This is a genomic window from Okeania sp., assembly GCF_983059655.1.
Map to the genome: position 1 here is coordinate 1 of NZ_CEZPJD010000534.1, position 5,545 is coordinate 5,545.

A 5,545-nucleotide genomic window follows, 5' to 3' on the forward strand; every position below is an offset into this window, starting at 1 on the left:
GAAGCAATCTCAGGGGTGGTGCGAGATTGCTTCCTTTTGTACAAAATTTGCGATCACTAAGACAGATATAAAGACAGATATACTATTTTTAGTTGAATAAAAAGTCATGCGTAGGGGCGAACACCACCCAATAACATTTATCATATCACAAAAATTGTGAGGGTAGAACCGAATTTCCTTTGACGCGCCGATTTTTTTATGAGCTTCAGAGAATGAAAATGTTGTTGGTTTTTCACCCTAGGAGGGATTAGATAGTTGGGAAAAACAAGCATTTCTATAAAGCTTTACCAAATGACAATATTTCTACTGTTTCTCCTGGGAAAAATGCCTGAATATTTGATTCTGTCTCAGTCAGTAAATTTAGTTGAATAAAAAGTCATGCGTAGGGGCGAACACCACCCAATAACATTTATCATATCACAAAAATTGTGAGGGTGGAACCGAATTTCCTTTGAGCCACCGATTTTTTTATGAGCTTCAGAGAATGAAAATGTTGTTGGTTTTCCACTCTAGGAGGGTATAGATGGAAAGATTCGATGATGGGAAAAATCTGATTCTAATCTGAAAAGTAGGGGAGTAATACCATTTCTCAAAAATTTTTCTAAATTTTATTGAGCAGGGGAGTAGGGAAGTTGGTAGGGACGTTGCATGCAACGTCCGTACAGGGAGAAGAAAACATAAGAATAATGAATATTAGATTAGCTAAAGTTAGTAGAAAAGTGATTCAGCTTCTGCTAATTAGGGTTTGCTGAAAAAGTATGATTGATAGGGGTAGGAGCCAGAATCCAGAATCGGTGAAGTCAGGAGGAATGGGAATTATAGAATAAGTAGTCAGAAGAATCGTAAAAGTGATTTTCTGCTCTTATCTTGCCGAAAATCCTAGATTTTTTAACCATTGCCACCTAAAAGCTGGTACTCCCTTAGTACCTGAAAAGGGTAAAACCTTTACCTGTCAATACTTTGATATTTAATCAGCAAGCCCTAATTAGTTAATAACTGAAGTATTGCGCGAATATAGCACTACTTTCGGGAATTGGTATAAGAGAGAGTGTTTCAATTTTTTTCTGTATTGCCTCTATTCCACTCCCGACTCATAACTCAAAATTTTTTATATTGCTTCTATAGTAGTTTTAAACAGTTATTGAAGTTAGTGAAATTAGTGGAATTAGTTAAGTCAGTTAAGTTAGTTAGAAAATTTATATAGCAGTTCTAATATTAATGAAGAACAGTATATTAAACAAGTAAAAACAATGAGTGGTTTTAGATTAGTTGGTGATATTTTAACCCCCGGTGAAACAGAAGAAATAGTAATACCATCATCAGAAATTGAATTCAATCAACCTTTAACTGTGACAGTATTTCCAATTAGCTCTAGTCCGGGTGAAAGTATTAATTTAGATGCTGAATTAATATTGGGTGGAAATGCACCAGACTTACCAATTTTTAGCGATTTTGGTGGTTTAGGAGAAGCTGAACAAATTGTTTACAACCAGGTAATATCAAATATCAACTATACAACTGCAGTGACAAGCGTTAATGGGACTACAGGACTTTATTTGTTAGAAGTTAGTTCAGAAGATAGCAGTAACGACTTTTCTAATACTGCGACTTTTATTGGTAATGCTTTTGATAATCCATCAGTTAATGGTTTTGTTGGTAGTAGCGACAGAGATGATTGGTTTAATTTTCAAGTACCAAGCAATGGTCAAGTTAGAGTCACACTAGATGCTGTTCAGGACAATGCTCAGTTAGAGCTATATGATGAAGCTTTAAATCTGATAGACTCAGCACAAGCACAAATAACAAATAACGGGTTAATTACTCAAAATCTTCTTACAGGAAATTATTTGCTCAGAGTAACACCTGATAATACAAGCGTGAACATTCCTGATAGAGGGCTAGCCTCTACAGAGTATACATTGAGTGTCGATCCAATAACTGGTAATCCTGGAGGTGGGGATTTTAATGGTAGTTCTCAAGATGTGTTGCGCTTCTGGGACTTTACCTCACAATCACATATTTTTACATCCGATCCAGTAGAAATAGATGATTTAACAGGTCAACCTGCTCTTTTCCGGAGCGAAGGTAATGAATTTGATGTTCCAGTCAATAACGGCGATCCAGTCTTTCGCTACCTTAATACTGCAACAGGCAGTGATTTTTTGTCATTTGAGGTTGGAATAGAAAACTCCCTCCCACAATTCATTAATACAGGGGTGGCATTTAATGCCTATAAACCAGTCGGTACAACAAATGCTAGACCAGCGGATGCACCTGCCGACGCAATACCTGTTTATCGACTGGCCAACTTGGATGCGGAGCAAGCAAACCCTTTGAATATTACTCACTTTTATACTTCCGATCCAAACAATCGGCAATTGGTGCTTGATACCCTCAACTATCGAGACGAGTTTGTTGGCTTCTGGGCACTTCCTGCTAGTACGGATGGTTTTGTTTAGGGAAGTTTGGGGAGTGGGGGAGTGGGGAGAGAGGGAGTTAGTTAGAAATTTTTTGTTATGGCTGTTCTAATATTCATTAATGAAGTACAGTATGCTAGTGAGGCTTTAAGTTGAAAATAGCTATATTAAGACTTACGCTTTTTTCTGAAAAAAACACTATATATGCCATAGCGCTATAGTTTTTATCTACTATCTGTAGTGTCTTTGCTTAAGTCCTGTATATCCTGCTCCACAACCTAATTTCCTCACAAGAGTATTACAAGCTTTACTTTTGCTATGGCTGTTCTAAATATTAATTAGGGTTTGCGGAAAAAGTCTTTTTTTCAGATGAGGAACCAGAATTTCCTAGGTCATGCTCCGCAAACAGAATCGGTGAAGTCAGGAGGAATGGGAATTATAGAAGAGGTAATCAGAAAAATCGTCCCAAGATTGTTCTTCCCCTATCTTGCCCAAAATGCGCTCCTTTTTGAGCTATTGGAGCTGAAAACCAGGTACTTTTTCAAGGTCTAAAAAGGCTAAAACTTATATCAGTAAATGCTTTGAGATTTAATCAGCAAGCCCTAACTAATTATTAGAATTTGATATGAATGAAAAAAAATTTCTCTACTGTCTCTCCAGAAATTAGAAAACTACCCAGATTGTTTATACTTTCAGGTACTATATATAACTTGGTTTTTAACTTAACTTATTTTCAATATTAAAAATAATTTCTTGCTCAACTAACCTTTATAGAATGAAAAAACTGAAAAATTTAGCCATTAATTTAGGATTAACACTCAGCACATTAATATTTGCTGTGGCAGTAGGGGAAATAGGTCTAAGAATAGCAGGAATTGAGCATCCTCCACCGCCAAGGATCGATGGGGAATTAGATGAGAATTCTACCTATACTTTCCAAGATTCTTATCGAGGTTGGGCAGGAAACCCTAACGGAAAATCATTTTGGACGGGAGAAGGTATACCTTCGGAAATAAAAATGAATAGTGGAGGGTTTAGGGATTATGAACGGAGTAAAACTAAACCAGAAAATGGATTGAGAATTGCGTTATTAGGAGATTCTTTTACAGAAGCAATTCATGTCAAATTGGAGGATACTTACGGTGCAATTATAGAGCAAAAATTACAACAATGTCCTGTCTTAAAAGACCGGAAAGTTGAGGTAATGAATTTTGGCGTGCAGGGTTATGGAACAGCTCAAGAATTAATGACTTTAAGGCATCATGTTTGGGATTATGCACCAGATTTAGTAATATTAGCTTTTTATGCTGGTAATGACCTCCGTAATAATTATCGCGCTTTAGAACACGATCATCTCAGACCTTATTTTGTTTATCAAGATGGTCAACTTGTTGAAGATATGTCGTTCCGCGATTTAAAGTTTTGGGAGAGAGACCGTTATGATTTTTCTCTAGTAGATTTCTTGCCTTTTTGGTTAGTGCAAAATTCTCGTATTTTACAACTAACTAGAAAAGTAGATATTGATGGGAAACGCCGTCAGTATGAAAAAGATTATAGTGAAATTAATCTGGCTTTTTACAAAGAGCCAAAACCAAATTCTGATTGGGAAGAAACCTGGAAAGTGACTGAAGGTTTGATTAAATTAATGAGAGATGAAGTATATGATAAAGGGAAAGATTTTATGGTAATAACGGTGAGTGATTCTCATCAAGTTTTACCGGATATTCAAAAGCATGATGGATTTAGAAAATCTTTGAATGTACCAAATTTATTTTATCCAGATATTCGGTTAAAACAGTTTGGTAAAGAGGAAAATATACCAGTTTATACTTTAGCTGGACCAATTTGGAATGAAGCTAAAAAAACTGGTAAATGTTTGCATGGTTTTGATAATGCGATTCCTTGTGGAGGTCATTGGAATATTGAAGGTCATAAATTTGTTGGGGAAATAATGACAAATTATTTGTGTGAACAATATACTAATCGCTTAAGTAAAGAAGGCAAAAGGGAAACTCGCTAATTTTTTTATGGAATATTTTAAGTACGCTTTATACCAAAGCACTTTGTTTATCAAAATAATTATTTTTTTTGCTTTTCATAAATTAAAATACTTGCTGGAAACTATAGTCATTCCAGTTAAGATTGAGACAAGGGTTGTAAGGATTCAGATCCTATGGAAAAGCCTATAAATCTTGATGGATAAGCATTTCCGGCAATTATATGCCAAATTATATGCTCAATTATATAGCAATGTGCGCTGGCATATTTACAAATTTAAGGAACTGTCCAATAGCTAAAAGTTTTATATAATCAGCTTTTTATCCCCCCTACTGCCTATTGCCTACTGCCTATTGCCAGCGCACAGCGCTATAAATGGCTACAAACCTTTATTTTCGTCATTATTGAGAATGAGACTATTAAATTGCTGAGTTAGTCATTTTCAGAGTTCTCTCTATAACTGGGTTTGAGATACCTGAATCCTTACCAAGGGTTTCTTAATGACTATATTTTTTTTATTAGACATCTCCAAAAATCAAAAATAAAATCAATTCTTATCCATAAATTATCAATTATTCTTCCCTGTTCCCTGTTCCCTGTTCCCTGTTCCCTCTTTTCTGGAGATGTCTATTGGTAATCAAAAAAAGTTTCAGTAGGTTAAAAAATTAATACAGCATTTTCTTACAGATACAAAGTACTTATGTTTATAGTTTTAGGGAATAGGTATTCAATAATGAATAATTAATAATTACCTCTCCTTGAAAAGAAGAGGATTGACTCAAAAGAAAATTTTTATTTATTATCCCCTTGAAAGGGGAGGCTTTAAACCACAATTTTTCGGTAAGGAAGATGGGGAGGCAGGATAGGAAACAAGCAAAAAATATTTACCCCGTCGGCCATACCACATAAATCGCCTAATATGCTTTCATTAATGGATAATTGATAATGGATAATTGATAATTACAAGAAGGTTAAAACCGTTACGGAATTGAATATAAGGAAATACTATTTCTTCTCTTGGTTGATTGGATATGGCGATCTTCGGAGCGGCTCTGATAAGAGCAGGGGACCTGGCCATCCGGAGACCGCTTTTTTCCCCTTAAAAGGGGAGGCTTTAAACCCGAATTATT

At 35.5% G+C, this 5,545-nt stretch carries 2 protein-coding genes; both read left to right on the forward strand.

What is annotated here, in order from left to right; translation table 11 throughout:
- The first annotated feature begins 1,250 nt into the window (after positions 1-1,250).
- The gene (locus tag AC3DU7_RS23575) at positions 1,251-2,459 is read left to right on the forward strand and encodes a pre-peptidase C-terminal domain-containing protein (RefSeq protein ID WP_488041734.1); all 1,209 of its coding nucleotides are present in this window, start codon (positions 1,251-1,253) and stop codon (positions 2,457-2,459) included.
- Between the two features lie 733 nt (positions 2,460-3,192).
- The gene (locus AC3DU7_RS23580) at positions 3,193-4,437 is read left to right on the forward strand and encodes an SGNH/GDSL hydrolase family protein (RefSeq protein ID WP_488041735.1); all 1,245 of its coding nucleotides are present in this window, start codon (positions 3,193-3,195) and stop codon (positions 4,435-4,437) included.
- Positions 4,438-5,545: the final 1,108 nt, after the last annotated feature.